The organism is Candidatus Brocadia sinica JPN1 (genome assembly GCF_000949635.1).
In the GTDB taxonomy this organism is placed as follows: Bacteria; Planctomycetota; Brocadiia; order Brocadiales; family Brocadiaceae; genus Brocadia; species Brocadia sinica.
The window spans coordinates 2,425,504-2,451,156 of the sequence record NZ_BAFN01000001.1 but is presented as its reverse complement, the minus strand read 5'-3'; the positions used below and the strand labels follow the sequence as shown (position 1 = coordinate 2,451,156).

Annotated in this window: 25 protein-coding genes and 1 pseudogene; 13 read left to right on the top strand and 13 right to left on the bottom strand. The window is 42.7% G+C overall.

From position 1 onward, the window contains the following. Nucleotides 1-46 precede the first annotated feature (46 nt). Nucleotides 47-1,402, top strand: coding sequence for a phosphomethylpyrimidine synthase ThiC (thiC, locus tag BROSI_RS11105; protein WP_052563870.1), 1,356 nt, complete (start codon nucleotides 47-49; stop codon nucleotides 1,400-1,402). Nucleotides 1,403-1,759: 357 nt separating this feature from the next. On the opposite strand, the gene BROSI_RS19890 is transcribed toward thiC, so the two are convergent. The 3 genes from BROSI_RS19890 to BROSI_RS11095 form a co-directional block, all read right to left on the bottom strand. Continuing rightward, complete coding sequence (locus BROSI_RS19890) at nucleotides 1,760-1,930, bottom strand: hypothetical protein (RefSeq protein ID WP_157842494.1); 171 nt, start codon at nucleotides 1,928-1,930, stop codon at nucleotides 1,760-1,762. A 19-nt stretch (nucleotides 1,931-1,949) separates the two neighbouring features. Then, nucleotides 1,950-2,114, bottom strand: a complete 165-nt coding sequence (locus BROSI_RS19885) for a hypothetical protein (RefSeq protein ID WP_157842493.1) — start codon at nucleotides 2,112-2,114, stop codon at nucleotides 1,950-1,952. A 161-nt stretch (nucleotides 2,115-2,275) separates the two neighbouring features. Then, on the bottom strand, nucleotides 2,276-4,045 hold the full coding sequence (locus BROSI_RS11095) for an IS1634 family transposase (RefSeq protein WP_052563868.1): 1,770 nt from the start codon (nucleotides 4,043-4,045) through the stop codon (nucleotides 2,276-2,278). Between the two features lie 329 nt (nucleotides 4,046-4,374). Here BROSI_RS11095 and BROSI_RS11090 point away from each other — a divergent pair, with 329 nt between their 5' ends. Beyond that, on the top strand, nucleotides 4,375-4,755 hold the full coding sequence (locus tag BROSI_RS11090) for a VOC family protein (RefSeq protein ID WP_052563867.1): 381 nt from the start codon (nucleotides 4,375-4,377) through the stop codon (nucleotides 4,753-4,755). 175 nt (nucleotides 4,756-4,930) lie between these two features. Here the strand turns inward: BROSI_RS11090 and BROSI_RS11085 are convergent, their stop codons facing one another. After that, on the bottom strand, nucleotides 4,931-5,248 hold the full coding sequence (locus BROSI_RS11085; RefSeq protein WP_052563866.1) for an HNH endonuclease: 318 nt from the start codon (nucleotides 5,246-5,248) through the stop codon (nucleotides 4,931-4,933). Nucleotides 5,249-5,543: 295 nt separating this feature from the next. Here BROSI_RS11085 and BROSI_RS21400 point away from each other — a divergent pair, with 295 nt between their 5' ends. The 3 genes from BROSI_RS21400 to BROSI_RS11075 all read left to right on the top strand — a co-directional run bounded on the left by BROSI_RS21400 (nucleotide 5,544) and on the right by BROSI_RS11075 (nucleotide 7,062). Further along, complete coding sequence (locus BROSI_RS21400) at nucleotides 5,544-5,684, top strand: putative quorum-sensing-regulated virulence factor (RefSeq protein WP_285442679.1); 141 nt, start codon at nucleotides 5,544-5,546, stop codon at nucleotides 5,682-5,684. 5 nt (nucleotides 5,685-5,689) lie between these two features. Further along, nucleotides 5,690-5,755 carry a hypothetical protein gene (locus BROSI_RS21395; protein ID WP_285442680.1) on the top strand — a complete coding sequence of 22 codons (66 nt, stop codon included), beginning with the start codon at nucleotides 5,690-5,692 and terminating at the stop codon, nucleotides 5,753-5,755. A 194-nt stretch (nucleotides 5,756-5,949) separates the two neighbouring features. After that, a complete protein-coding gene (locus BROSI_RS11075) occupies nucleotides 5,950-7,062 on the top strand; it encodes a DEAD/DEAH box helicase (RefSeq protein WP_082059178.1) in 1,113 nt (370 codons plus the stop codon). Between the two features lie 58 nt (nucleotides 7,063-7,120). Here the strand turns inward: BROSI_RS11075 and BROSI_RS11070 are convergent, their stop codons facing one another. Continuing rightward, a complete protein-coding gene (locus tag BROSI_RS11070) occupies nucleotides 7,121-9,115 on the bottom strand; it encodes a DEAD/DEAH box helicase (RefSeq protein WP_052563864.1) in 1,995 nt (664 codons plus the stop codon). A 58-nt stretch (nucleotides 9,116-9,173) separates the two neighbouring features. After that, nucleotides 9,174-9,374 (bottom strand): uL4 family ribosomal protein, encoded by a 201-nt coding sequence (locus BROSI_RS20505; RefSeq protein ID WP_052563863.1) that lies wholly within the window; start codon nucleotides 9,372-9,374, stop codon nucleotides 9,174-9,176. 274 nt (nucleotides 9,375-9,648) lie between these two features. Between BROSI_RS20505 and BROSI_RS11060 the strand changes: the two genes are divergently transcribed. From BROSI_RS11060 to BROSI_RS11030, 8 genes are all read left to right on the top strand, one after another. Then, nucleotides 9,649-9,906, top strand: a complete 258-nt coding sequence (locus tag BROSI_RS11060; protein WP_052563862.1) for an AbrB/MazE/SpoVT family DNA-binding domain-containing protein — start codon at nucleotides 9,649-9,651, stop codon at nucleotides 9,904-9,906. Next, a complete protein-coding gene (locus tag BROSI_RS11055; RefSeq protein ID WP_052563861.1) occupies nucleotides 9,893-10,312 on the top strand; it encodes a PIN domain-containing protein in 420 nt (139 codons plus the stop codon). The genes BROSI_RS11060 and BROSI_RS11055 overlap by 14 nt, the downstream gene beginning before the upstream one ends. Before the next feature lie 219 nt (nucleotides 10,313-10,531). Continuing rightward, nucleotides 10,532-10,747, top strand: a complete 216-nt coding sequence (locus BROSI_RS11050) for a type II toxin-antitoxin system HicB family antitoxin (RefSeq protein WP_052563860.1) — start codon at nucleotides 10,532-10,534, stop codon at nucleotides 10,745-10,747. A 219-nt stretch (nucleotides 10,748-10,966) separates the two neighbouring features. Beyond that, nucleotides 10,967-14,293, top strand: coding sequence for a winged helix-turn-helix domain-containing protein (locus tag BROSI_RS11045; protein ID WP_157842492.1), 3,327 nt, complete (start codon nucleotides 10,967-10,969; stop codon nucleotides 14,291-14,293). Beyond that, a complete protein-coding gene (locus BROSI_RS11040; RefSeq protein WP_052563858.1) occupies nucleotides 14,286-14,471 on the top strand; it encodes a bacterial transcriptional activator domain-containing protein in 186 nt (61 codons plus the stop codon). The genes BROSI_RS11045 and BROSI_RS11040 overlap by 8 nt, the downstream gene beginning before the upstream one ends. Next, nucleotides 14,440-14,655 carry a hypothetical protein gene (locus BROSI_RS19880; protein WP_157842491.1) on the top strand — a complete coding sequence of 72 codons (216 nt, stop codon included), beginning with the start codon at nucleotides 14,440-14,442 and terminating at the stop codon, nucleotides 14,653-14,655. Before BROSI_RS11040 ends, BROSI_RS19880 begins: the two co-directional genes overlap by 32 nt. A 702-nt stretch (nucleotides 14,656-15,357) precedes the next feature. Then, nucleotides 15,358-16,587, top strand: a complete 1,230-nt coding sequence (locus BROSI_RS11035) for a GH39 family glycosyl hydrolase (RefSeq protein WP_162183240.1) — start codon at nucleotides 15,358-15,360, stop codon at nucleotides 16,585-16,587. 90 nt (nucleotides 16,588-16,677) lie between these two features. After that, nucleotides 16,678-17,277 carry a hypothetical protein gene (locus BROSI_RS11030; RefSeq protein ID WP_052563856.1) on the top strand — a complete coding sequence of 200 codons (600 nt, stop codon included), beginning with the start codon at nucleotides 16,678-16,680 and terminating at the stop codon, nucleotides 17,275-17,277. A gap of 127 nt (nucleotides 17,278-17,404) precedes the next feature. Here the strand turns inward: BROSI_RS11030 and BROSI_RS11025 are convergent, their stop codons facing one another. The 7 genes and pseudogenes from BROSI_RS11025 to BROSI_RS10995 form a co-directional block, all read right to left on the bottom strand. Next, on the bottom strand, nucleotides 17,405-18,715 hold the full coding sequence (locus BROSI_RS11025) for a DUF1015 domain-containing protein (RefSeq protein WP_052563855.1): 1,311 nt from the start codon (nucleotides 18,713-18,715) through the stop codon (nucleotides 17,405-17,407). A gap of 126 nt (nucleotides 18,716-18,841) precedes the next feature. Then, nucleotides 18,842-19,261 (bottom strand): annotated as a pseudogene (locus BROSI_RS11020) (adenosylhomocysteinase); the annotation flags it as partial. Nucleotides 19,262-19,549: 288 nt separating this feature from the next. Next, the gene (locus BROSI_RS11015; protein WP_052563853.1) at nucleotides 19,550-20,326 is read right to left on the bottom strand and encodes a hypothetical protein; all 777 of its coding nucleotides are present in this window, start codon (nucleotides 20,324-20,326) and stop codon (nucleotides 19,550-19,552) included. Between the two features lie 37 nt (nucleotides 20,327-20,363). Beyond that, nucleotides 20,364-20,858, bottom strand: coding sequence for a hypothetical protein (locus BROSI_RS11010; RefSeq protein WP_052563852.1), 495 nt, complete (start codon nucleotides 20,856-20,858; stop codon nucleotides 20,364-20,366). A 34-nt stretch (nucleotides 20,859-20,892) separates the two neighbouring features. Beyond that, on the bottom strand, nucleotides 20,893-21,261 hold the full coding sequence (locus BROSI_RS11005; RefSeq protein WP_052563851.1) for a PaREP1 family protein: 369 nt from the start codon (nucleotides 21,259-21,261) through the stop codon (nucleotides 20,893-20,895). 298 nt (nucleotides 21,262-21,559) lie between these two features. Continuing rightward, the gene (purL, locus tag BROSI_RS11000; RefSeq protein ID WP_052563850.1) at nucleotides 21,560-24,424 is read right to left on the bottom strand and encodes a phosphoribosylformylglycinamidine synthase subunit PurL; all 2,865 of its coding nucleotides are present in this window, start codon (nucleotides 24,422-24,424) and stop codon (nucleotides 21,560-21,562) included. 13 nt (nucleotides 24,425-24,437) lie between these two features. Further along, entirely contained in the window at nucleotides 24,438-25,298 is an 861-nt protein-coding gene (locus BROSI_RS10995; RefSeq protein ID WP_157842490.1) for a prephenate dehydrogenase, read from the bottom strand. Between the last annotated feature and the right edge of the window lie 355 nt (nucleotides 25,299-25,653).

The following is a 25,653-nucleotide window of genomic DNA, read 5'->3' as shown; positions in this document are numbered from 1 at the left end:
AATGTTTAAATAATCTGCAAGGTATTAATCGTTGGAGTAAAGTATAATGAAAACACAGTTAGAACTTGCACGGGAAGGTATTATAACGGAAGCCATGAAAGAGGCATCTGCATACGATGATGTTTCCCCGGAATTTATCCGCGAGGGTATTGCAAAAGGACAGATCGTTATCTATGGAAATCCAAATAGAAAGGCCCGTGTAGTCGGTATTGGAAAAGGACTCAAGACAAAGGTAAACGCAAGTATTGGCACCTCGCCTGATATCGTTGATATCGATATGGAGGTAAAAAAGGCGCAAACCGCCGAAAAATATGGCGCCGATACCCTGATGGAGCTTTCCACAGGTGGAGACTTGACAAAAATCAGAAAACGGATTTTGGACTCAATTTCTCTTACCGTAGGCACTGTGCCCCTTTATCAGGCTGCCATTGAAACCAATAAGAAAAAAGGCTCTGTCGTCCACATGGAGGCCGATTTTCTCTTTGATGTCATTGAACAGCAAGCGGAAGAGGGGATTGGCTTTATGGCAATTCACTGTGGGATAAACCTCATAACGTTAGAACGGCTTAAAAAACAAGGCTACCGTTACGGCGGACTGGTAAGTCGTGGCGGTTCTTTCCTGACGGCATGGATGAACCATAACAAAAAAGAAAATCCACTCTATGAACAGATCGATCGACTCATTGACATTATGAAAAAGCACGATGTCATCCTGAGTCTTGGAAATGGCCTGAGGGCAGGCGCTATCCACGACAGCACCGACCGTGCACAGATCCAGGAACTCATTATAAATTCTGAGATTGCCGAATATGCACAAAGCAAGGGTGTGCAGATTATTGTAGAGGGTCCTGGCCACATACCCATTGATGAGATTGAGGCCAACGTGCTTATCCAAAAACGACTCAGCAACAATGCCCCATTTTACATGCTCGGACCAATTACCACCGATGTGGCCCCTGGATATGACCACATTTCATCGGCCATCGGTGCCGCCTTATCGTCGTGTTACGGAGCCGATTTCATCTGCTATGTCACACCCCCAGAGCACCTGGCCCTCCCAGGACCAGACGACGTCCGAGAAGGTGTCATGGCAGCCCGTATCGCTGCTCATGTAGGTGATATGGTAAAGCTAAAGGACAAGGCAAAAAATTTAGACCTCAAGATGGGCATTGCTCGCAGGGATTTGGACTGGAAGACCCAGTATGAGACAGCCATTACCAAAGAACGCGCACAGGAAATTCGTAATAGCCGACCGCCCATGGATGAAGATACGTGTACCATGTGTGGCAGTCTGTGTTCACTCAAGGGTGTTATGAAATACTACGAACAAGACCTCAAGAAAAGCCGCAAAAAAAAGCGCTACTCCAGTAAGCTTTTAAATGAAATAGCAGATTATCTTTGACTGCATTATTCGACCATAAGCAGACTGTTAAAATCGACTTCAATAGCAAGATTAAAGATTTGCGACCCTGGGGTTTTATTGCTCGTCTTGAAAAGACCCTTGGTCACATATTACATAGGCATAAACACGGACAAAAAGGGCCGCAAAAGAAAAATGGAAACCTCCAAAATTAAGTATGGTATTCCCAGAATTCATAAAATCAAATCTAAGCGCCTTAAGAAAAAATCGAAGTTTGTCCATGCCACCCTGAATACAGCATAAACAAACTGGAAATTCTATACAATCAAGTTAGGTATTCATTATCTGGGGAAAGCAGTTTTTCAACTGCCTTCTCCAGTTTCATTAAAGAAACAATTACTACATACCAACGAACCCCTGTGGCTTCTCTTGTTCCTTTAACTTCTTAATCTTAACCTTCATTTCCTGGGCTTGAGCCCATGCTGGGTCTGCCGGATTGAGGGTTATGAGCCCCGGTACAAATACGGCCGTAATGGCTCTCGAGGCACCACTGAGATCGTGGATGGCCATGGTTAAAGCAGCCTCCTGTTCATAATTGAAACCGGTCTGTTTCTAAACGCGAAACTAATATATCAATCAATTCCGAACTACCTCCTGACGAGACCTTCTTCCGCTCACTTTGGATAATGCCGGAGATTTGCCTGATACGGGCAACTCGTTGATCATAGCTCTGATCGTACGTGTCTCTAAACATTTTTGCCAGCATCTCAATAGGAATGCGTGGACTGCTCGTAAGTTTGCCGGCAAATGAATACGTCGGTGGACTAACCCGACCTTCGCAATTCGAGGGGTAGGCAAACCGCTAAGCCATGAAAATCAAGGGGTCATGTAAAAAGGTCGGCACTACAGACCGACCTATCCTGATGCATAAATCTTGGGCAGAGGTTGTTCAGGAAGCGTCAATCCCAATTGTGCCAAAAGGAGAACAACATCCTTTTCCGGCTGTGTATAGCGGCTCATGACAATGTGGCGACCATCCGTTGTCGGTAAATGAACGTCAATCATTTGAATGCTCGATAGTTTTTCCAAAATTGCTTCGGATGTAAGCCCTGCGGCTCGTCCCCGCGCAAGATTTCGCAGCGTCGTGTGGAGACAGAATGCCAAAAAGGAGACAAAAATATGGGCTTCAATCCTCCTTTCCAATTGGTGCCATATGGGGCGGATGGAAAGCGATCCCTTTAAATCCTTGAATGCCTGTTCTATACGGGTCAAAAGCAGATACGATTCCCAGACGGTTTCAGGCGAGGCGGCCTGCATATTTGAACGAAGCAGATAGCGTCCCTCACGCCGCAACGTTCGCCGCAGGCGTTCACGATCCAGGCTGAAATGGAAAGTGTTCTCATTCACCGGTTCTTGCGGATTTGGGATAGAGATACGAACCAGCCCAAAGTCTCGTCCGGCTTCTTTCTTTAACGCGCCAATATGCATGAGCAGATCATCGCGCGTGAGGACCTTTCGATTGCGAAGTTCGCGCAAACCCGCCCACAAACGTCTGAGTCTGCGCCGACGCATGGAACGTTCCTTGGCCACCCGGTCCTGGCTTTCCACGTAAACGTAAAACTCCGACTCTTGCTGAAGAATTTTCACACGGACGCTTTCCCGCGCCTGCATCCAGGTCTGTTCGAGCAACTGTTTTTCTACCCGCGTCAAATGCCCCTTCGGAGTACCAACCAAATAATCAATCCCCCGCTCACGCATCTTTTCCAACACCTCCTCCGTTGGAATACCTCTATCCATGAGCCAGGTGCGCCGAAATTTCCCATACTGCTTTTCTATCCGATCCAGAAACTCCTCTAATGTCGCAGTGTCTCTTGTATTGCCGGGATATACTTCGTAGGCCACGGGAAAACCTTCCGGCGTCAATACCAACGCCACTACCACTTGAACGCAATCCGAACGTTTGTCCCGGCTGTACCCAAAACGTTTTTTACTACCCGATCCCGTCGGCGGTGGATCACTTTCAAAATACGTACTCGTCAAATCATACAGCAGCACATCATACTTCGCACCAAACAGCTTGCCCCATTGCCCTTTTAAAAAACCAAACAGCTCGTCGCGGTGCTCAAGCAGCAAATCCAAACAACGATATGGCTTATCCTTCTGTGCCAGCGAATCATCTTCCCCCAACAAATCTCCCATTGCGCTACGCACATACCACTCACGGTGAAAACGAAATTCGCTTCCCGGATCGATCAGCCGGTAACAGACAAGCGCCTTGAGCATATTCAGCCAGCTTGTCCCCTTCCGGCTTGATGGCAGACGACTCCTCCAAAAGATGTCCAGTTCCAACATATCCCACAAATATAATCCCAACCAACTTGCTCCCCATTGCCGGGGACAGCGCAATTCTATTTTGTCCAACCTCACCTGGACGGTCTCACAATCCGGTATGGGCAAGGCTTCCCGGTCGTCCGGAAATAATGCCACTTGTCTTGCTGTGGGCTTTTCACCCGCGACCGCCTCTATCGTCCGAACCCACCCCGCTCGCTGGTTGTCATTGAGTTCTCCCAGGTAGAGCACTTGTCGCTGTACCACTCTGCCTCCGCTGATCCGACGGTTCTCTACTACGCTCCAATACCGGTGGGTTTTCCCGTCTTTTGTCCGTGTCTTTTCTCGTAAAAACATGCGGACATTTTCTCACGCCACCGTGAAGTCGTCAAGAGGGTAGGTCGGCACTACAAGCCGTTTTTGAAATCGACCCCAGTAAAATCAATGGTTTCCAGGAGACAAATACCCAAAAATGACCTTTTTGGGGTGCGAATTGCGAAAGTCGGGCTAACTTTGTAAAAAGTAGCAGATGTATGCTGGTGGGAAACTGCCAAAGCTTTAACTGGTTTTATGGAATATCCTCTTTTCAATGTTACTGTTGGATAATACCGCAGAGAGTTACTTGGGGAAAAGTTTCCAAGACATCTTATACTTGCATATTGAACGATTAACTATTAAAATATGGCATGGAATTAAATCACATTGGTATCACAAATAAGAGCGAAGAACAGGCGTTACAGTTTTATCGTGATTTTTTAGGTCTTGAAAAAACACGAGAAATTCTCCTGGCCCCGGAACTTTCGGAACAATTGTTTTCTCTTTCCCGGGAGGTCAAAGTGCTCGTTTTTGAAAAAACCGGGATAAAGATCGAGGTATTTATATCTGATTTTCATCACACCAACCCCAATTTCACCCATTTCGGTATCATGCTGGATAATTTTTCAGAGGTCACAGAAAAGGCCCGGCGGTTCAACGTGAATATTATTATGGGAAGACATAAGGATAAGACCGTCTACTTCCTCAAGGATTTTTCCGGCAACCTGATTGAAATAAAACAAAAATCGTAAATTAGGCAGAGGTAGACACACCATGTTTGCACTGACAGGAGGCTGGTGGCATAAAAGCAGCAGGTGTCCGGGAGTAAGATTTCGTAGAAAAGGATAACTCATGAGAGCATTTTAGGAAGTGATTTCCTGCAAAAAAGCAGATCATTTTGTATTAACTGTTTAGCGGCTCAGTGTTTCATTTCCCAAAATGTTCTGCTGTGCCCTGCCCCTTCAATTTGTTTAATACGATTTCTGCCGGGGTTAAATATTTTTTCTTATTGTTGCACTCCTTACAACATGGTACGACATTTCCCTTTGTACTTCTGCCTCCCCTCGCTAGCGGTACCATGTGATCCATGGTAAGTTCATCCGGGAGGAAGGTTTCTTGGCAGTAATAACATATCCCCTGGGAAATCTTGTTCTTCCACCACTGGGATTTTCTCATCTCCTGTGCTTTCAGCTTTTCCCTGGCAATATGCTTCTGATCTTTCTCTATGTGAATCCATTCAGACATGGATATTTCCTTCTTTTAAAGACATTTTTTTCTCTCCCACTAACGATAGATTAACGATTGTTGTATAACATAAACCATTTTACCAGAGAAGGAAAGGGTTATCAAAGAATATCCCCTAGTAAGATGGACGGCTTTGTCATGACCGCTTATTACTGTTTTTTAGATGCCTTGCTTAATAAGCAGATAACGGAAGGATGCAGGGTGGGCAGAAGACAGAACGAAAAGAAATTCAGGATTGGATAGTTTGACAAAAGGCATATCAGTTTGTATTCTCTGTCAAGAAAAACTGAACGATATGTTTCCGGATAAAGAGTATCTTTTGACGGTTGTGCGGACGCGCATGCCTTTTGGCAAATATAAAGGGCGACTGATGATGATTTGCCTGAGACGTATATTCTGTAGTTTGTCCAACAGGGATTTCCAAAAGATGAATTAGGCAATATGCTTGAGTGTCTCTATGAAATCAAGCTGAACAGACTGGAACACCTGTTGAATCCACTATGTTAATTCAATGCCAGTAATTTGGGTCAGACCACAGTAAGTCCTGGGAAATTTCTAACATTCCATGAAGTTTTATGCTAATATCTATAGCAGAAAGGTAATTTTGTAAATCGTCCATTACCATTTTCGTAACAGTTCAACTTACCGCAGAAGCGCAAAGGACGTAAAGAATAAACTTTAAAAAAGAAAGATAAAAACATATGAAATTTAGCGAAATTGACCTTCCCTCAAACATCCTCAAAGCGCTTAAGAAGATGGGGTATGATGAAATGACCCCTATTCAGGAGGCTACGTATCCGGTAATTTTTACGGGACAGGATCTTTGTGCTCTCGCCGAGACAGGATCAGGAAAGACGGCCGCCTGTGCGATCCCCCTTATTCAGAAAGTCGATCCCGCCCTTAATGCCATTCAGGGGCTTGTGCTCGTCCCGACACGTGAATTGTGTATGCAGTATGTGGCGGAGATCCAAAAGATCGCGGCACAGACAGCAGTGATTCCTTATGCGGTGTATGGTGGTTTTGACAAACAGACACAGATCGCCAGGATTAAACAGGGGGTGCATATTTTGGTTGCAACGCCGGGACGTCTTATTGATCTTTTGTACGACGGGGTACTTTCTTTCGCGCAGGTGAAATGCGCTATCCTTGATGAGGCGGACGAACTGTTAAAGGTAGGGTTCCTCGAAGATATTGAATTTATTATGTCATGCATCCTGCATAAACATCAGACGCTCCTTTTCTCTGCAACGATGCCTGATGATATCAAAAAACTCGCACACGACTGTTTGTGTAATCCTCAGCATATTTCCCTTATTACAGAACGGGTAGCGCCGGAAAGCATTGAGCATTATTTCGCCTATACCCATCCAAAACAAAAACATATAGAATTTATGAAGTATCTTGAGGGTGAGGATGTTAATCAGGCTCTCATTTTTTGTAATGCCCGCCACATGGTTGATACGTTGTTTCGCTCTCTCCGGAAAGATTTTCGAGATATTGACTTCATGCATGCAGGACTTGGCCAGGATACGCGTTCTTCGATTATCAGGAAGTTCAGGAGTCAGAAGCTCCGCTATCTTATTGCGAGCGATGTCGCCGCGAGGGGGCTTGATTTTTCGCATGTCTCGCATGTGATTAATTGGGATTTTCCGAGAGATGGGGAGCAGTATACCCATCGTACCGGCCGTACCGGCCGTATGGGGAGAAAGGGGAAGGCTTTTACCTTTGTGTCCAAACACGATCTTTCACCTCTCCGCAAACTAATTCGCAGTAAAAAGATTACTCCCTGCTGGGTTGGAAAAGATCCTCTTTGAGAAAACAAGGAGTAACAATATTAGAAAGAAGTCAAGAATGCTTTGCTAACTCAGGAAATTAGCCCATCCCTTCTCCGCCTATCTCATATCCTAAAGCCCGGTAACCTTTGAGCCTTTTCTTAAACATGTTCAATAGCATGGGCACATTGCTGTCTATGTAGTCGTAAATTCTCACTTCCTTCTTTCCATCATATAAACGATGAATGCGGCCTGCATATTGGACAAGGGTTCCTTTCCAGGAAACCGGCATGGCGAGAAAAAGGGTGTCAAGACGGGCGTCATCAAATCCTTCGCCTGCATATCTGCCAGTGGCAAGGAGGAGACGCGTTTCTCCATCGGGGATTGAAGCAAGATTTTCCATAATTGTATTACGTTTCTTAATCCGCATGCCACCCTTCAGGACAATAATGTTTTTCACAAAAGGGCGCAACTTCTCGACAAGGAGTTCCAGATGCGCTCTTCTTTCGGTAAGCAGAATCGGAGAGCGGCCTTCTTCAAGTACGTGAAGCACGTCATTCAAAATCATCTGATTGCGTTCTTCATCTGCAATGAGCCATGCATAGATATTGTGAATATCCAGATCAGCTTCAAGTGAAGGCATTGTAAAATTGGTATGCTGACAAATAAGCCTCCGTTGGAAAGGATGTTTGGCAGATTCCTCTGTGTGACTTACTTTATACCTTATGGGTCCGCACTGCATGAGGATTATAGGCTGGTGGCCGTCTCTGCGATAGGGAGTTGCTGTGAGTCCAAGGATAAATCGTGCTCTGGCTTTCCGTAAAACCTGCTCAAATGTAAATGCTGATACATGATGGCATTCATCCACAATAATATGACCATAGTGTGAGACGATATTCTTTACCTCGCCTTTTTGAATTAGGCTCTGAAACATGGCAACATCGATGAAACCAGTTTGTCTATCCCTTCCACTGCCAATCATGCCTATCTCTCTTAAGTCAATATCAAGAAGACTTGCTAATTGGGCGCGCCACTGCTCAATGAGTTGTCTGCGGTGTACAAGTACAAGGGTATTCCTTCTTCTTCCTGAGATCAGATAGATTCCGACCGTGGTTTTACCAATTCCCGGTGGGGCGACAAAGACTCCAATTTCATAGTACATAAGGATATTGGATGCCTCTTGCTGCAATGGGGTTAGTTGTCCGTGAAAAGACAAATCTACTTCTGCGTTCTGAAAAGCTGCGATTCGTTTTATCTGGTTCAGTAACTGTGATGGAAGCCCTTCCTTTTCAACGTATATCAAATTAGACATGACAACCTTGTTTCTTTCCGGTAACGGGCAGTTAATGGTTTTTTCTGACTGTTTTCGGTATAGTGTTTTTGTCCATGGTTCTTCGTCTTCACCAGTTGAACTAATGCCCACACCGATAACTTGCCCACTCCGTTCGGCTTCATTAACGATTACATCTACCTCTGGTGGTTGCATTCTTGAAATGCTGGAAAGAAAAGCCCACTGGTCTTCGTATGGTTGAAAATGTTGGCCGAAGAAAAGGGTGTTGCCTTTTTTGCAAACCTCCTTTTGAAGAGGAAGGGCTATCAGGTTGCCAAAACCTCCCTTTGGCAAAGTATCCTGGTTAGGAAAGAGGCGATCGTAAGAATCCATTCCCAGTTGGTGATGACGCGACATGGTTTCTGTCAGGAGATAACTGCCAAATTTTCTTGCCTTTAAAGCCAATATAGGGGCAGAAAAAAATATCCAAACATGAGCGCCTTTACCAGAACGCGACCTTTTTAAAGCTGCAGGAATCTTTAGGCTTTTGCATGTCTCCATAAAGGCATTGACATCATTAGCCCAAGACTCCTTATCAAAGTCTATAGCAAGAAACCAGCAGGTCTCATCGTTTAGTAACAGGTAGACGCCGATGGTATGCTTGCCTTCAAGATGTTCCCTGATGACGCTATCTGTTACATGAGCAAAAGACCGGTGTGAGCACTCATTACATTTTATCTTTGGTTTTTCGCATATCCCATCGACCCACTCGTTGTTACAGACCGGGCTAAACCCTTTCTTGCCAGTCTTTCTACTTATCCACAAACGGGGATAGACGTCAACACGACCTCGAAAGAGGCTTCTAAATAAGGCAATCTTTTCCTCAGGGCTTGATATTTTTGTGTGGAGAATTGGTTGCGTTGCTTGTGATATCAGGGGAATGGTTGGTAAGTATTAAGAGTTCGGCATTAAGGGACTTTAATTCGGCTAGTATCTTGTGCCGTTCTTTGTCAAGTTTGGCGAGACGGGATTCTTTATGTGAAATGGCTGATATTATGGCGTTGCGCCTTTCTTTGTCATTCATTGGATAGCATATCCATTTTGATACCGCTAAGATACCAGAGGATAAACAGATAAATTATGCAAGATTCCCCCTTACCCTGTAGTACCTGGTGTTCTTCGTGTCCACTGTTGTGAGCTATTACTAAATATAATATGCTTTAAATATTGATAATATCAAAACTTTTATGAAAATAAAATTAATAATAACAAGATATTCCCTGAAATTCCTTGACTAATAAAATTGTAAGCTCTACAATATTTGTAAGAATAAATGTTTTAGTAAGGAGAATCATATTATGATACTGACAGCAAAGATTACCTCGAAAGGTCAAATTACTTTACCAAAAGAAGTGAGGAAACTTTTAAATGTACAGGAAGGAAATGTTATCGTCTTTGAAAAGGAAGACGATAAAATTGTAATCAAACCAGCCAGAACCCTTCGTGACTTTAAAGGTTTATTAAAAAATATAAATACGGGAGAAAACTTTGACGAGGTAAGGAAAAAAGTCAAAAAGTATGTGGGAAAGAGGGTTATTCAAGGTGGAAAGAACTGAGAAGGTTGTTATAGATACCAATTTACTTGTTCGGTATCTCATCAATGACGATCAGAAAAAAGCGGAAGCCGTTGATAACCTTTTAGACAAAGCTATGAAGGGCGAGGTAAGGATTGTTGTCCCATCTGTTGTAATTGCAGAACTTGTGTGGGTTTTAGAGAGTTTTTATCAAATGAAAGCAGATACAATCCTTGAACTTGTTGAGGCTATAGTGAATACAACGGGACTTGATGTTACAGATAAATTAACCGTAATTTCCGCCTTAAGACTTTACAAAAATAGGAACATAGATTTTATTGATGCATGGATTATAGAGTTTGCTAAGGAAAGAGGTATTAAGACAATATATACCTTTGATAAAAAACATTTCAGGGATATAGAGGGAATCGAGGTAGCTATTTTATAGTTTTATTTAACAAAGGATAGATATTAAATCTTGAGGCAAACTTGCGGTAAAAGGCAATCTTCTCTGTAGGTCTGCGTGCGGACACGCACAGGCAGGCGTAAGCGATTCTGGATATCTTAACTATTTTAATGGGCAAAGGGGAGAAATTATTAAGACGAATTTTATCAGGGCAAATAAGGAAAATATTAACAACTTATAAATTTAATATAGGGAAAAACAATGAGTGAATCACAATATGAAATGATTATTTATTGGGATAAAACAGACAATATTTATGTTGTTGAAGTACCAGAACTACCAGGGTGCATAGCGCATGGTAAGTCAAAAAAAGAGGCACTTGAAAATGCAGAAAGAGCAGTAGAGTTTTGGTTAAAAACGGCAAAAGAAGATGGTATTCAAATACCAGTCCCTAAGGGCCGTTTAATGTATGCATAACATTGTTGGCTTACCCCAACCACTACATTTTAAGAAACAAGGTCTATAATTAAATGTGGTAACAAAAGCTGCCCTGCGGATAAGTGAACAATTGAAAAAACAAAGAAGACTTTAAAAAGAGACTAGCCAGATTTTATATTCTATTTTCAAGGTCTGACCCTGATATTCTGATATCCCCCAAATGTTGTTGCCAAAGGCAGCCTAACTTAGGGTATTGCCATGACAAGAGAAAGTACCTCTATATCCAAGATTAGTCGTCCGAGGATAACTGGCATTTATCCCCGAAAGAGGTTATTTCGTTTGATGGATGCCGGGTTGGATTATCCCGTCACATGGATATCGGCGCCTGCAGGCTCAGGAAAGACCACATTCATAGCAAGTTATCTCGACACCCATAAGCTTCCCTTTCTCTGGTATCAGGCAGATGCGAGTGATGCTGATATAGCCACATTTTTTTACTACATGGGCATGGCAGCAAAAAAGGCGGTTCCCAGAAAGCGTCCTCTGCCCTTGCTAACCTCTGAATATCTTCCCAATATCTCAACCTTTATCAGAAGGTATTTCGAGACATTGTATGGCAGGCTGCCACAACCCTTTTTCATTATCTTTGACAATTACCAGGATGTACCCGCTGATGCAAGTTTTCATGACATGATTGTGCAGGGGCTCGACATCATCCCTGATGGTATCCACGTTGTGGTAATAAGCAGGGCTGACCCACCGCATCACTTCGCCCGTCTGTGTGCAAACAACCGGTGTAATATTATCGGATGGGATGAAATCAGGTGCACCCTTGATGAATTCAAAGAGATCACTCGGATGAAGATGCCGAAAAAGCTGACAAATGAAAAGGTGGACCTGTTATATGCCCGGATGGAAGGATGGGTAGCTGGTCTGGTGCTTATGATGGAACATGCAAAATCAGGATATTTCGATGGTGCACTTCCGGCCGAACTGACACACGGGAGGGTCTTTGACTATTTTGCAAATGAGATATTTGAGAAGGCCGGTGAAGAGACCCGTATATTTCTCCTCAAGACGGCGTTTTTACCAATGATAACGGTGCAGATGGCGGAAAAACTAACCGGTATTCATACCTCAGGGCATATCCTGTCTCGGTTAATCCGTGAGAATTATTTCACTGTAGCGCACCCTCAGCCAGAGGTTGCTTACCAATACCACTCACTCTTTCGGGAATATCTTGTAACGAAGGCCTCAGATACGTTTGACACAGAGGAACTCAATAACGTAAAAATAAGTGCTGCCATAATACTGGAAGAATCCGGGCAGATAGAAGATGCCGCCAGCCTCTTCTGCAAAGCAAAGGAGTGGGATGGCCTTATGCAATTAATTCTCAAACATGCTGAATCCCTAATATTACAGGGCAGAAGCAAGACCCTGGAAGAATGGATTTCCAGTGTGCCGGAAGATATAAGAGAGGTTACCCCCTGGCTTCTCTTTTGGTTTGGCGTGTGCCGCTTTTTGTATAACAATCCCGCAGCGGGCCGCACGTATTTTGATAAGGCATTTAAGCATTTTCATGTGCAGGGTGACGTTACCGGAGCGTGGTTGGCCTGGACATATGCAGTAGATACCTTTTTTCATGAATTTGAAAATTTTTCTTCCCTTGATGCATACATTCGGGTATTTGAAGACCTCATTCAGAAGAATTCTGTATTTCCTTCTTCTGAGGTGGAATCACGTGTCATTTTCTGCCGGTTCATTTCTATGATGCTGAGGCAGCCAGATCACCCTGAGATCAAAATATGGGCGAAACGGGTATTTTCTCTCTTGCAAAAGTGTAGTAACATGAATTTGCGTTTACAGTGCGGATTTTATCTGACAGTTTATTACGTGTGGATAGGTGATTTTACCAATGCAGGCATTTTAGTAGATATTCTTTGTAAACAGGTACATTTACAAACAGCCCCCCCATTAATCCGTCTTTTGGGGAAAGCGGCTATGATATTTTATGAATGGAATACAGGTTCCACTGGCTTATGTCTTCAACATATTTCTGAGGTAATAGAGTATACCTATAGAACAGGTGTACATGTTTGGAACCTCCATCTATTATCAAGCGGGGCATGTGCTGCTTTAAATGATGGTGATATTAAAACCGCCATTAGGTTATTAGAACAAATAGAACCGAACCTGCCTACAGCGCGTAAAATTGACATATGTTTCTATCACCATATTATTGCAGTAAAAGATCTCATTATGGGAAATTTAATATCTGCCTCAGAACATGTACAAATGGAAGTGCGGATGCATTCTGAAATAAACGCCCCTTTCCCAATGGCCATTGGAAAGATTACCATGTCCCAGATTTACGCTGCTATGGGAAAATACCCTGAGGCAGTAATGCAGCTTGCACTCGCCCGGCAAATCGGCAATTGGATGAAGAGCAAACATATTGAGTATATGTGTCTTTTGACGGAGGCGTACTTTGCCCTGGAGTTGGGAATTAAGGGGGTAGATGAATTGCACAATGCAGAGACAAACAAACATTTGCCCTTTTCTCCCACACATGATGAATGCAAAGAATCTGATGGAGAGTCACAACTTTTTCGATCCCCTTTTGCTAAGGTGTACGGTGGATACGGACTGGAGATACTTCGCAAGGCCATGACGCTGGGACGTGAACAGAACTTTATCAGTTGTTTTCTTTGGCGTTTTGACATCATGCCCCGGCTGTGTGTAAAGGCATTAGAAGCAGGAATCGAAGTTGCCTACGTACGGAACCTTATCCGCAAACGCAATCTTGTTCCTGATGTTCCTCCGCTTGAGATTGATGACTGGCCCTGGCCGTTGAGAGTATTTACCCTCGGGCAATTCAGTCTGCAGAAGGATGAAAAGCCTTTAATATCATCAGGAAAGGTCCAGAAAAGGCCTTTAGAAATGCTGAAGGCACTCATAGCCCTGGGCGGGAAGGACGTGAGGGAAGAACAATTGAACGATATCCTCTGGCCTGAGGCGGAGGGCGATGTGGCGCATATATCGTTTGAAACCACCCTGCACCGCCTGCGCCAGATGGTAGGTAATGTCCTGGCGATTCAGTGCCAGGAGGGGCGGTTAAGCCTGGATCCTCGCTATTGGTGGGTGGATGCGTGGGCATTTGAACGGATAGTGGAAGAGGTGGATACTCTTTGGAAATCCCATAGGTTGGATGAAGCGGAGCGCACCCAACGATCCCTGAATCATTCAACGGGGCTTAAGCCATGGCCCCCCTTAACAAAGGGGGATTCAGGGGGTCGTTTCCCCTCAGATAAGGTGGATTTTCATGAAGATGGGTTTGCTTCGTCCATTCGACAAGCTCAGGGCAGAATTAATTCATCTTACACTTCTCTGGCAGAAAAGGCGATGGGTATATACAAGGGACACTTTTTGCAAACAGATGCTGCGTATTCATGGGCCGTAACGTATCGTGAAGTTTTGCGGAGCAAATTTCACCGTCTCGTTATTGGTCTGGGCAGGTACTGGGAAGAAGCGGGGAACTATGGGAAAGCGCTGGAAGTACTCAAGGAAGGGGCTTGCGGTGGATAACCTTGCCGAGGAGTTTTACCAGCACCTCATGGTGTGTTATCAGCGGCTTGGCCAGGAGGCAGAGGCCGTCAAGTTATACCGCCGCTGCCGCTCTGTTCTGCTATCGGCGCTGGGAGTGAAGCCGTCATCCAGGACAGAAGAAATTTATGCGGATCTACAAAAGAGACAGTCGGGGTAGATTGAGCGGTAGCGAATCCACCACGTCAAAACGATGCAGGCGGGTCGGTGCCAGAGATGGTACCTTGATCCACCTTACTCACCGTGCAATCTCCATTCAACATCCGTTGCGAGTTACGCGCAAAAAGTCTGCGGCTACTTCCCGGCTCGTTTCAAAACTCTATTGGAAACGTAATTGTCCTTGAAACTTCGTTTCGAAAAAGACACTCTGGAAGAGAAATATTCCTTTCTTCATGCCTTTGGTAACTATTTACCATAATAATTCTTTCCGACTTCTCTTAGCTGCTATGTGAATATCTTTGTAACATATCATCCCCTGGTTCGAAAATTTCCTCTTAAGCGATGCCGTGACGTTTCGGTGGGAGGACTCACCGAAATATCTGAAATATTTTCATGGTTTCAGGGTGCCACAAAAGCGGCATGATGACGCGGTAAAAAATGAATCCCCTAATAGTAGCACCGCATATAAACACCTTTTTAGCAAATTTTTGCTTCAAAAATTTTTCTTCGCGCTCTTCGTGGCTAAAATCTTTCTGAATGTAGCTATCCTGTGTTAGTTATCTGCATTTTTTTCCCCTCAATCATCGCATCTCCCTCAAATCCTGCACAAAATACAACAAAAATACACCTGTAAAATAATTTTTAACTTTCATTGTGTTCGATATTTGTAGCCGTACCACTGGAGCATCTGTATGCCATCTGTAAGTGTATCCTCGTATTCTGCGTGGCAGATCGTGTGTTGAGGAATTTCAGATCATCACCAGGATACAAATGAGGATATAAGTATGGCTACTGTATTTATAAACGAATTTATACAACTGTTTTTAAGATATCTAATAATTGTTGTTTTAGTTGTCGGAGTGACCTTTCTCTTTCCAGGAAAAACAATGGCATCGAACACAACGGAAATAACTGTGGATGTTTCACAGAACCTCGGCCAAATGCCAGGTATTGCAGCAGTGGGAATAGAGCTTTCTCAATGGGGGGATGATTTTTATAAATTTTATTTCAGAAAGAAATACGAAGATGATATCGAAAACGTCGGTAGTATCTATCGAACAGGATTGAATCTGAGATATCATGTTTCTGATCTGTCCAATGATATTGAAAAATATATGGATCGCCTCAATGATTTTAATAATACAACATTGTCATATAAGAAACAGGGGGTGGATCTTATCCTAACTATTTACGGTATGCCTAAATGGCTAAGTAAAAGATGTGTAAAAAATAAAGATGGAAAATATGTCTGTGGACCAAATTGGGGCGCAACACCTCCGACTGATTACGATGCTTGGGCAGAACATGTTAAGGGAATCGTGGGTTATTATAAATATAAATTAGGCCTGGATTTATGGTATGAAATATGGAATGAGCCAGACCAGGGCTATCTCTTTTCTAATACTGATTTCTGGTTCGGAAGTCAGGAAGAATACTTTACCCTATATAAATACAGCGTTAAAGGTGCTCTTGAAGCAGACCCTCATGTAAAGATAGGAGGCCCTGGCGCTTCTATATGGGATAAAGGGGTAATCGAGGAGTTTATAAAATATGCAGCGACAAATAACCTGCCGATCGATTTTATAACCTGGCATATGTATGTTGGATGGAATAATTTTTGGGGGACAAAAGCAGAATACAGAGAAATGGCAAGTTCTATTAAACAATGGCTGAAACAGTATGGGTACGATGAAAACACACCCCTTATTATTGATGAGTGGAACTATGACGCAAGTCTCAATGATTTAGAAGACCATACTACAGAACGAACCAGTGCATATGCCATTTTTGCCATCTTTCAGATACTTGATACTGGCATTAATAAACAAGCCTTCTTTAATTTCGTCGATTTTGAACATAATCCGTTATTTTCGGGCTGTCCTGGTATTATGAGTAACGACGGCATTATCAAATCGGTTTATAATGCATTCAAGGCACTTTCCATCCTGCAAGGCAAACAAGAAAACGGGATCAATAACAGACTTAAAGCAGATATCACGAGCAAGGATGGCTTTCTTGCTGCCATTGCATCTCAAACGAAAGATAGTCGTAAAGTAAGAATACTGATCTCTAATTATGTTCCTTCCAAACGAATGCTAAAGAACGCGTTTCCTTGAAAAACCTATCCATGCGCTTTAAAATATAGAAAAAAACCAAGAAAAATAACCTTGAATCTTAAAAATATTCCTTTCTCAGGAAACACACTCATGATAACGTATCTCATAGATAAGAATCATTCAAATTCTTGCGGGTATAATAAAAAAACAGAAGAGATACAAACAGACACCCCTTGCGGAAATAATGGAATAGTAGATAAGTTGGTCATGCAGGCTAAAAGCGAAACTCAAGAAAAAGCATTGTTTGAAGCCGTTACATACTTAAAATATAAGGGATATCTACAAAGTCAGATAGATATAATTGCAGAGCAACTTCGAAATTGTTTTCAAATAAGTAGAGGATCTATTTTTAAAGACTGTATTAGTCCCTCAATTGAGTCAATCTGTTCTCAGATTATGAGTCTAGGAAGTTATCCTCCAGACTGCACTGTATTTGAACAGGATGTTATCGAATGCAATAATGTGTACCACAATACCTATGATAATCTCTTTTTCTCCGGTAATCATACAAGTTTTTCTGGTCAAGCAATTAATGTCCCGATGTGGATCGACAAGATAAACAACGATCCCAATATCTCTCTAGAAGGTTCAAAACAAACGAAGCAAATTAATATAATTAATGGTTCATGTCAAGAAACATTGTTCTTACAACCGTATTCCGTCGCATTGGTTGAAATAATTATGCCGTAAGGCGCGGGTTCTGGAGATACCTTGCTTAATTCTTTTGAGCGGGAATTATCTAAAAAGTAATTGGCTAAAGCGATGTTGTAGAAATAAGATTTTATGTACAGCCATTTGGTAAAAATTGGATAAAGGTCTAATTAAAGCTATTTATCACAATACCCGTGATTAACTTAGGATAAAAGTACGTCGATTTGGGGGGCATGACCTTGCGCGCCATGGCAATTTCCCTTACCTGTTCAATGCGCGTGGGCTTGAGAAAGAACGCCAATTGATACTGACCAGAGCGCACGAGCGATACGGCCTCCGCTTCGTCCTTCACATATTTCACATAATCTTTCAAGGTCACATCGGTGGAATTTATACCCAGTATTTTGTTGATAATCACGCCGTGAAGAATACCCGCGTCCAGATGCCTCCATTCAGGATGGTCTTTGGCGAATACCGCATCAAGGAGTTTTTCATTGCTCAGTCGCAATTTATAACAGGTATCGTCCTGACCGACATACATGATAAAAGTGTGGCCTTTGGTCTCGTTGTTGAGGCTTGACATAAAATCCTCCACGCTGCACCCCTTGCCTAATAGTTCGACCTTAAATGACTCTTGTATTGATTGTAGAATCCGGCCAAAGCGATAATCCTTTATATTCCGTACGAGCCGATGGGCCGGCAGTATCTTCAGCCCGTTATTATTCATCGATACGCACACCATCATCACATAATTTGAAGGCAAATCATCCCCAGGTCTGCCATTTTCTTTGTACATTTGTTCTTTATAAACCAATGCAGTTTCATACCGATGGTGTCCATCTGCAATGAAAAGCGGTTTCTCCTTCATGAGGGTAACCAACCTGTCGATGGTCTGCTTTTCCTTGATTACCCAAAGCCTGTTTTTCACCCCCGTATCGTCTATGAAATCCATATCAGGTTTTGTATGTGCTAATGTTGACAAATACCCATCGATCACATTATTCTCGTCCGGAAAAAGGGCAAATATGGAACTGAGGTTGGCCCTGCACGATTGGGCAAGTTTCAGGCGGTCTGCCTTTGGACCAGGGAGTGTTTGCTCATGAGGATAGATGTATCCTTTATCAAAGGGCTCCAGCTTCACTAATGAAATAAAGCCCCTTCGGACCAACCATCTATTGCCAGACAAAAATTCCTGATCGTAAATATAGATCGCCGGGGCGTCTTCCTGTTTCAGGATGCCCTTTTCCCTCCAGCTCGCGAGAAAGTCAGCAGCGCGGGTATACTTGTTGACCTCTGCCGTATCACCGGGAAAGTCCTTTCCTAAATCCAAACGAATGATATTATTGGGATGAATCTGATAATACCGCTCTTGATCCTGAGGCGAGATTACATCGTACGGAGGCGTCACAACGGCCGAAATGTCCGTAATAATATCCTGATTGTACCGTAACCCCCGAAACGGTTTTAGAATGGCCATGGTAAATTTGCGATTTGCGATTTACGATTTACGATTTACGATTTTAAATCCCAGATTGTTCGACTGAGCGCTCACGACGAAGTCCAAAATCGTAAATCTGAAATACTTTGATTCTGACCTATCCACTTAAGTACCTTCCTCCCAGGAGGCAAGATATTTCTCTTGCTCTTTTGTAAGCGTATCAATAGCAATACCCATAGATTTTAACTTCAGACTGGCAACCCACTGATCGATCTCTTTGGGCACTTCATAGACTCTGGATACTAATTTACCTTTATTTTTTACGACATGTTCCGTAGCCAGCGCCTGGGTAGCAAAACTCATATCCATCACACAAGCCGGATGACCTTCCGCTGCAGCAAGATTAATGAGGCAACCTTCCCCGAGGAGATAAATAGCCTTTCCGTTCTTTAGCACATATTGGTCTACAAAATTACGGACTGATTTGTTAACCTTTGCAGCTATGAATTCTAAAGCACCGATATCGATCTCTACGTTAAAATGACCTGAATTGCAGACCATCGCCCCGTTCTTCATGATTTCAAAGGGAATCTTCTGGGGTCTGACCTTGAATATAGAATATGCAAGAATAAAACAGGTTAATATAAAGGTTTTTTTGCCGGTTCATTAGAAGATTCTCGCCAAGTAAAATATTTCTGCTCTTACAAAAAAATCGCAGATTTTTGCCTGATTGAATGAAATAATGCTATTGTCTGATAAACATTCATCTCAACGACCGCATCCGCCTTGCTCCAGTGCGGCGGAATTCCACCCTTCACCTCCCCCTTCCGCCGTGCCCTCGTGGGAGGCTAAAAAATTTTTGGAAGCTGCAGCCTATCTCGAATTAATTGGAGATCGCTTCATCCCAGAAATTTCAGATTGTGTCAGTGTGCTCAGGTAATCGGCGTCAAGTCCGGTAATTTCCCAAATCTTATAATCCAACCTTGAAGCAACCAAATATACCAATGAATCTGCGTCTACATCAACGGCAATTCCCAACATCCCTGGAATTGAACTCGCCATCACTTCAGGATTAGAAAATCTATATTTTGATGGCGCTGTATTGAGAGCATTAAGTACAAATTGCTGGGTTACTGTATCAGACTTATTTGAATTTAAGTCATAGACAGTTGCTAGTACCCTTGCCTTGCCATTCTTCTCAATGTACCTGAATAATTTTTCTAAATGCGGTGTCATCCGATTGCAGCAAGGACCATCGTCATCAATAGAACTAAGCAACTCGGTGGAAAGCAACCCATTCTCATCCTTCAAAACTGCAAGGCTATATCCCGATCCGCCGATCTGCCGTATGCCGTAACTTTCGACATCAATAACTTCTATTACTTCAAACTTCATATCAGACGGAACGTAACTCACATTGTAAAATTTGTCTTTATAGTACTGAGCACTCACCGAATCAATGTCCTCAATGCATGCTAAATCGCGATTGATTTTCAAAGCTCTTTCTGATCCACCGCAACCAACGCAATCGCTGGAGTATGCCAAAGGAAGATTGAAACTTACTATCCGCCCAACATGCGGATCATCTTTTAAAATAGTGTCTCTTTGTCCGCTGTGGAAGACAAAGTAAATTGGCAAAGCAATTATCAATAAAGCTACAATTCCTACGGCTAAGCTGATGTGGTTTCTAATCTTTGATCTTTCGATTGTTTGCCGCCAAAACCTCCGGAGGTTCAGGTGCTTGTCGAAATGATGATTGCGACTGGCTAATTTGTAATTGGCTTTGGTCTTTCAACAATCCCCGGAAATGAGCGTAGATTAAAGCGATCGGTCCTAAAATGGGTGAAATCAATACAAATGGTGCAAATAATATAAAAAACTGAAATGCTGCAATATTAGCAGGAAACGGGAGTCGCGCTGGTGAGAGGGCAATTAAGCTTAGACCGATCAGCATAATGAAAATCCCGGTTACTATAACCAATTTTGAGTGCGCCCATTTTTTCCAGAAATATCCAAGAATTAAAAATAGAACAACGAAGTTTAGGAGGTAAAGGAATTGCGACAATCTACTCAAGCCAAAAATTCTGAAAACTGCTGTTATCATGTGACTGATTAAAAGCGTATTACCAATTGCTATGAAAAGCAGTACTGCTATTCTTTCAATTTTTGATAAAAACTTCATATTTTATTCAAAAAACTAAATTGTTACATATATTTTAATTGAGGCTAAACCGGTTGCGCATTCTTGTAACAAATTGTTTTATCGTCTTTGCGCCTTTTTTTACGGAGTCGGGGTGTTCTGCGTTTTCATAGAAGTTTTGATGCAGCCCTTCTGCTACGAGGGATACATTGTTGACGCTTTCGTCATTGAGTTCCCGTGCAATCTGGGCCAGGAAGAACTTTATACCCTCATGAGTTTTCAGCGTTTTTTTGCGTTGTGCAGCAATTGCTTTAACAATCGTGGCCGTTGCGCCCCAGAGTTTTTCAGATGCCTGTGATGGGTCACCCTTCTTCAAGAGGATTTCAGCGTCATGTAAGTATTTTTCACTTAATTCCGCATACTTTTTAATTCTCCCGTTTTTCATAAAGTTAGTATAGCAAGCATAATTTTGATTTACAACCCTTTCTATACTCTTCCTTTAAGAACCATGAAATGCGCAAAAAAAGCACTAACGATATGTTTTTGAATTCATCCAGAAAATAATTTCGTGTTCTTTCGGGTATTTTGCGGGCAACATGTGGATTCGTTTTACGCTTAATTGTTCGACTAAGCGCTCACGACGAAGTTCTCCTTACAAAACTGGATTTAATGGATATAACACTGGATTCCGTGTCAGGCACGGAATGACAGAGTAGTGATATTTTTAAATGAAAATTAACTATTTACCACCTCAGCGGTGATTGCCACGACTCTTTCAAGTCGTAAATGTTTTCACGAACAACGAGTTTGTTGTTTAAGCCATGGATTTTGAGAAAGGGTTCTGATGTAACCTTTCCGATTAAGCCACAAGGAACATCTTTTGTAATCATTTCAAATTCCTTCTGATGCTCAGGTCGCACCTCAACAATAAAGCGGCTGTTTGATTCAGAAAAAAGAATGGTGTCATTTCTATGAATAGGGCCTTCTGTGATTACGCCAGAAAGGTTAAGCGACATGCCATAGCCGCCGGCAAAAGCCATTTCTGCGGCAGCAACGGCAAGACCGCCTTCTGAGCAGTCATGACAAGACATTACAATCCTGCATTTTGTTGCCTGTGATAAGGCATTCATAACCTTTTTCCCTAAGACAGGGTCTACCTTTGGGACATTATTTCCTTTATAGCCGTGGATGTAGTAATAATGCGAACCACCTAACTCTGGACGAGTGAGTCCTACAATATAGACCAGATTGCCAGGCGCTTTGATATCCATTGATACGGCATTCCGAACGTCTTCCATTACCGAAATGGCAGAAATGAGTAAAGTTGGAGGTATTACAATTGTTTCTTTATCCGTGACGAATTCGTTATTCAGGCTGTCTTTTCCGGAGATAAAGGGAGTTCCATATGCGACAGCAATGTCATAGCAAGCCTGTGCAGCCCTCACAAGGCTACCGAGACGGTCGTGCTTGTTGGTGTTGCCCCAGCAGAAATTGTCCAAGAGCGCGACCTGTTCTAAGCTTCCACCAACGGCGATGATCTGCCTGAGTGCCTCATCAATGGCGGATGAGGCCATGTGGTAGGGATCTATGTCGCCGTATCGTGGGTTCATGCCATTGGATACGATAATACCTTTTTTAGACCCCAGTACAGGGGTAACAATACATGCGTCACCTGGTCCATCATTATGTATACCTTGAAGGGGTTTCAGCACGCTGCCACCCTGTACCTCATGGTCGTATTGGCGTATGACCCATTCTTTGCTACAGACATTCCATGAAGAAAGTATCTTTTTTAAATCAGTTCCAAAATCTTCTTTTTCAGGTAGGGCAGGTTCCTCAAAGACAGGTCTATGCCATGTAGCTTTGCGTTCCAGTCTTGGTATACCTTTGTGGAGAAAATCCATTTCTATTTCGCCAACCAGATGGAAATTATAAAACAGGCGCAATATTTTATCGTTTGTGAATCTTCCGATGACCGTTGCCTCAACGTTTTCTGCCTTAAATAGGTCAAGGATATCATTTTCTTTTTCTGGTGGAACGGCGAGTACCATGCGTTCCTGCGCCTCTGAAATCCAGATTTCGGTGTAGGAAAGCCCTTCGTATTTAAGGGGCACCTTTTCTAAATTTACCAGGGCTCCCAGGTCTTGCCCCATTTCTCCAATTGCAGAGGATAAACCCCCGGCGCCACAATCGGTGATGCAATTGTACAGCCCTTTATCACGGGCCTGTAAAAGCACGTCTAACAATGCCTTTTCTGTTATTGCATTGCCGATCTGTACAGCGCCACCGGACATCTGTTCAGATTGTTCATGTAATTCTGCGGAAGAGAACGTGGCTCCGTGGATGCCGTCTCGTCCTGTTCTGCCACCGGCAACAACGATGAGGTCATTGGGATGGGCATCTTTTTGACATTTATTCTTGGGTATAAGACCCACAGTTCCGCAAAAGACCAAGGGATTGCCAATATATCGCTCATCAAAGAAGATAGCGCCGTTAGCAGTGGGGATGCCCATGCGGTTGCCATAATCTCTTACGCCGGCAACAACACCTTTAAAAATCCTTTTTGGATGTAAGGCGCCTTTGGGGACGTTATCCAGTGGGGTGTCCGGTATACCGAAACAAAATACATCCGTATTAAGGATGGGCTTTCCTCCCAACCCTGTGCCCATTACGTCCCTGATTACACCCCCAACGCCGGTGTTGGCGCCTCCATAAGGCTCTATGGCGGAGGGGTGGTTATGGGTTTCTACTTTGAAGCAAATGTTATAATTATTGTCAAAATGTACGATACCTGCGTTGTCTTTAAATACAGAAACACACCAGGGTTTGTTCAGTTCACTGGTTGCCTTCATAATGGTGTTTTTTAATAAATTATCGATTTTCTTCCCGCCGAAATCGATAATACCTTTGAAGGTTTTATGGACGCAGTGTTCAGACCATGTTTGTGCAATTGTCTCGAGTTCGACGTCGGTAGGTTCACGTTTAATAGATCTGAAATATTTTTGGATAGATAGCATCTCTTGTAAATTTAAGGATAACTGGCCACGGGCACTTATTTCTTCCAACTGTTTATTGTCTGCATGTAATAAAGGAATGATTTGTTTTTTAAAGGAATACTGAATATTGCCATGATCGTAACTGGGTGTTTCCGGGTAAATAAAGATATCTTCTATCTTTGTGTTTGCAAGGACTTTAGTTGCTATGCTGCGGATTGCTTCATTTGATATATTCCCATCGATTAGATACTTTTGAGCGGTTTTAACGCCATCTATGTTTATTCCTATGTCACGAAGTGCCTTCAAAACCGATTGCTCGATAGGGTCCATGACGCCAGGTTTACGGCTAATTTCGACAATATGGTGTCCAAAATCCGAAATCAGATGTCCGAAGTCCAAAATCTGATAGTCTTGTGTAATCGCATCCACCAGGAGTTTCTGGGCAATAGCGTCCAGAACGTTTTTATCTGCATTCCCAAATATGATATAAACTTGGCGGACCCTGACGTTTGTAACTCCAGAGAAATTGAATGCCTCGATCTCTGATCGTATATTGTTTCCTAAAGGATCAGGAATCTCATCCTTAAAAAATACTTCAATTCTTGAGTACATAGGATTTATTTGTTTATGCCTTGTTTTTTGAATTGTTGTGAAACACCCTATCACGTGACAACTTTGCCTTTTTTAACCTGTCAAGCAGCAACGTATCGTTTTTCTTTAAAAGATCGTTTCTAAACCCAGCAAGCTCACCCATAAATTGGTCAATTGATTTTATAACATTTTCGCGATTTTGATCAAAGATATTTATCCATAGCTCCGGGTCGCCTGATGCAATTCTTGTGGTATCCCTTAATCCACTAGCGCCATAAACGAGGTATTCTTGTTTAATTGAATTTACCAAACAAGAGGCGATCAGGTGGGGCAAGTGACTTACGCATGCTAATATTTCATCGTGTTGTTGTGGGTCTAAATATATTATTTTAGCTCCCAAAAGTTGCCACAAAGAGGAAATTGTTTCCAATTCCGTCGAATTTTTGTTTGAAGGCATTATGATGCAGTTGCAACCTACGAAAAGGTCTGGCGAAGCAAATTCAACGCCTCTTTGCTCTGACCCTGCAATGGGATGCGCACCAATAAAGGCGATGTCTTTTCTCATATGATGAGTAATTTGTTGAACAATGTGATTTTTTGTGCTTCCCACATCAGTGAGGATGGCGTTGCATTTCATGAGAGGGATAACACTCTTTGCCGTATCAATGATTTTGTCTACCGATGTGGCAAGTATTACAATATCAGCGTCTTTCACCGCCGCGTTAATGTCCAAGGTTCCACTGTCAATGGCATGCATCCTCAAGGCATTTTCGATGGAAGAAACCCTGTAACCGACGCCAATAATGGTCTTTGCCAAATTTCTCTTTTTCAACCCCAGGCCAATGGAGCCACCAATGAGTCCCGGTCCAATGATACAGACGGTTCCGAATTGCATTTCAATCGCCCTAATCATAATAATTTAATGTGTAAAAAGAAATGCAAATGTTACCTATCGGGCATCTGTTTGTCAATATTTTTAAACGGTCCCGAGAAATTTTAAACTTTTAATGCACAAAAACTCATAGGCATTTTTAAAAATCTTTCTTATTGGAAAAATAAACATTCAGAAAAGTAACGATTTTTATACAATGTATAGAGAAGAGAAATACAATGGTTCAAGCATAAATCCAATTAACAGAAGAACAAGGGCGGCTTTAGAGAAGCTGGCTAAGCAGCGAAGATGTTTCTGTATCTGACCTAATTCCTAGCGCGGCTACGCCGCAATCAGAGATTTAAAGCCGTCCTCCAAT